Here is a 2,673-nt window from a genome sequence, read left to right as displayed (position 1 = left end):
AAGTTGTTGATTCCTCATCAGATTCAACATTTAAATTAATAAATAACTCGGGCCAAGAACGCATTAGAGATACAGTTGGTCAAACTAAATTAATTAAAGGAACAAAAGACAATATGCGTTTAGTTACTTTTCTATCTCCAAGCGACGTGAAAGGTACTAAAACATTAATGATAGAACATACAGGAAAAGATGATGACATTTGGATTTACTTACCTGCACTTAAAAAAGTAAGAAGACTTGTTTCAAATAACAAAAAAGACTCATTTGTAGGCACAGATTTTTCTTATGGCGATGTTATTGGTCATAAACCTGAAAATTGGAATTATAAAATTTTAAAAGAAGAAAAAATAGAAGATAAAAATTGTTGGGTAATTGAATCTACCCCTAAAAATGAGGAAACAAAAGAAAATTCAGGTTATTCTAAACAGATAAGTTGGATTGATAAAGAAAGTTTTGTTTCCATAAAATGTGAATCTTATGATACTTCTGGTGAACTATTAAAAAAGTTTAAAGCAAAGGATATAAAAAAAGTAGATGAGAAAAATTCAAAATGGCAGCCCATGTATTTAGAAGCTGAAAATGTACAATCAAACCATAAAACTATCATTGAATTTAAAAACTATAAAGTAAATGTTGGGGTTTCTGATGACCTATTTACTACACGTTCCCTTGAAAAATAATAAAAGAATTTTTATTTTTTTTCATTTTGTTGTTTCCTATTTATAATTTAAGTATTTTTGCTCAACCAAAAGAAAAAAGCTTATTAGATAAAATTGATTTGACAGGTTCCGTTCGTGGATCTTATTGGACAAATGATAAAAATTTTACAGATACGAGAAATTTTGCAGTAGGTTCTGCATGGATAAATTTTCGCACGGAAGAAATATTAGGAACAAAATTTTATTTAGAAACTTATTTACAAGATGAAAACATATTAGGAAATAAAATAAATAATATTATATTTAGAGAAGTATATATAGATAATACTTTGGGAGATTTTGATTTTAGAAATAGCCGTCAGATTATTGTTTGGGGACGAGCGGATAAAATCAATCCAACAGACAATCTTTCTGTTAAAAATTATAAAAAACTATTTACAAATGATGATGATCAGCGTCTTGGGGTTTTTTCATCAAAAACTGTATTTAATTTAAATGGATTTCGATTGATTGGGGTATGGATACCTGAATGGATTTCACCTGTTTATCCTATTAAATCAAAACCTGGTATTACCTTGAATAGCAAATCCCCCTCTAATCCTGAAACCCAATTTGCCTTAAAAATAGATAAGTCGAATGGAGATATTGATTTTTCATTTAGCTACTTTAATGGATTTTCGAAAGTACCTAATTTAACTCTTAGCTCTATGGACAATAATGGATTAAATATTGATTTAACCTTTGATCACATTCAATCTTTTGGTAGTGATTTTGCTGTTAATTTAGGAGCTATTGGTATTCGTTCTGAAATAGCTTATACAATAACAACGAATAGTCAGGGGTATGACTATTTTAAACAAAATAATTTTTTATCTGCTGTTATAGGAATAGATAGAAATATCATAGAAAATTTTAATTTAAATTTACAAGGTTTATATCGCCATATTTATAATTTTCAAGATCAAAATTCATTTACAAATTTATCTTTATTACCAATATTACAACAACAAAGAATTATTACACAACAAGATTTTCAGGATCAATACGGTTTTACTTTTCGACCAAATTATAAATTATGGAATCAAACATTGGAAATAGAAACCGCTCTTATTTATTGGTTTAATAAAAAAGATTATTTTATTAAACCTAAAGTAAACTATGCTTTCACTGATAATTGGAAAGGGATTATGGGAGCTGAAATATATGGAGGACCAACTGATAGCTTTTTTGGAGAATTAAAAAATGCTTCCGCCTTTTTTACTGAAGTTCAGTACCTTTTTTAAATATAAAATATATTTACTTTACAAAACCCGCACGTTCTAAAAACCGAGTGGAATGTTTTCCTTGCATAAAGTCAGGATGCTTTAAAACTTCTAAATGAAATGGAATATTTGTTCGAATGCCATCGATTATAAATTCTTTTAAAGCACATTCCATTTTTTTAATTGCAAGTTCTCTTGTATCAGCAGTAACAATTAGTTTAGTTAACATGGAATCATAATAAGGTACCACAGTATAACCATGATAAACAAAACCATCTACACGGACACCCAATCCGCCAGGGCTGGAATATGCTGTAATTTTTCCAGGCCAAGGCGCAAAACTTTTTGGATCTTCGGCGTTAATACGACATTCTATGGCATGGCCTTTAATTTGAATATCTTTTTGAGTAAATGGAAGCTTTTCACCCATTGCAACTAGTATTTGTGTGCGAACAAGATCGATGCCTGTAATTTGTTCCGTTACAGGATGCTCCACCTGTATACGTGTGTTCATTTCCATAAAATAAACGTTTTTATCGTCATCCATTAAAAATTCGACCGTACCTGCACCATGATAACCAACTTCTTTGGCTAACGAAACAGCATAAGATCCAATTTTATTTCTTTCTTTTTCATTTAATAAATTACAAGGAGATTCCTCGATCACCTTTTGATGCCGGCGTTGAATACTGCAATCACGTTCACCCAAATGAACAATGTTTCCATGTTTATCTGCCATGATTTGAATTTCG

General features: G+C 29.9%; 2 protein-coding genes and 1 pseudogene. 2 read left to right on the top strand and 1 reads right to left on the bottom strand.

All coding sequences use genetic code 11. The features are described from left to right. The coding region (locus ACIQ56_RS16510) for an outer membrane lipoprotein-sorting protein (protein ID WP_397602132.1) at positions 1 to 680 on the top strand (680 nt) is incomplete at its 5' end. Between the two features lie 26 nt (positions 681 to 706). Further along, on the top strand, positions 707 to 1,942 hold the full coding sequence (locus ACIQ56_RS16505; RefSeq protein WP_397602131.1) for a hypothetical protein: 1,236 nt from the start codon (positions 707 to 709) through the stop codon (positions 1,940 to 1,942). A 13-nt stretch (positions 1,943 to 1,955) separates the two neighbouring features. Here the strand turns inward: ACIQ56_RS16505 and ACIQ56_RS16500 are convergent. After that, positions 1,956 to 2,673, bottom strand: a pseudogene (locus ACIQ56_RS16500) (acetyl-CoA carboxylase biotin carboxylase subunit); the annotation flags it as partial.

Source organism: Silvanigrella sp., assembly GCF_044369315.1.
Taxonomy (GTDB): Bacteria; Bdellovibrionota_B; Oligoflexia; order Silvanigrellales; family Silvanigrellaceae; genus Silvanigrella.
This window is presented reverse-complemented; position numbering and strand designations above follow the sequence as displayed.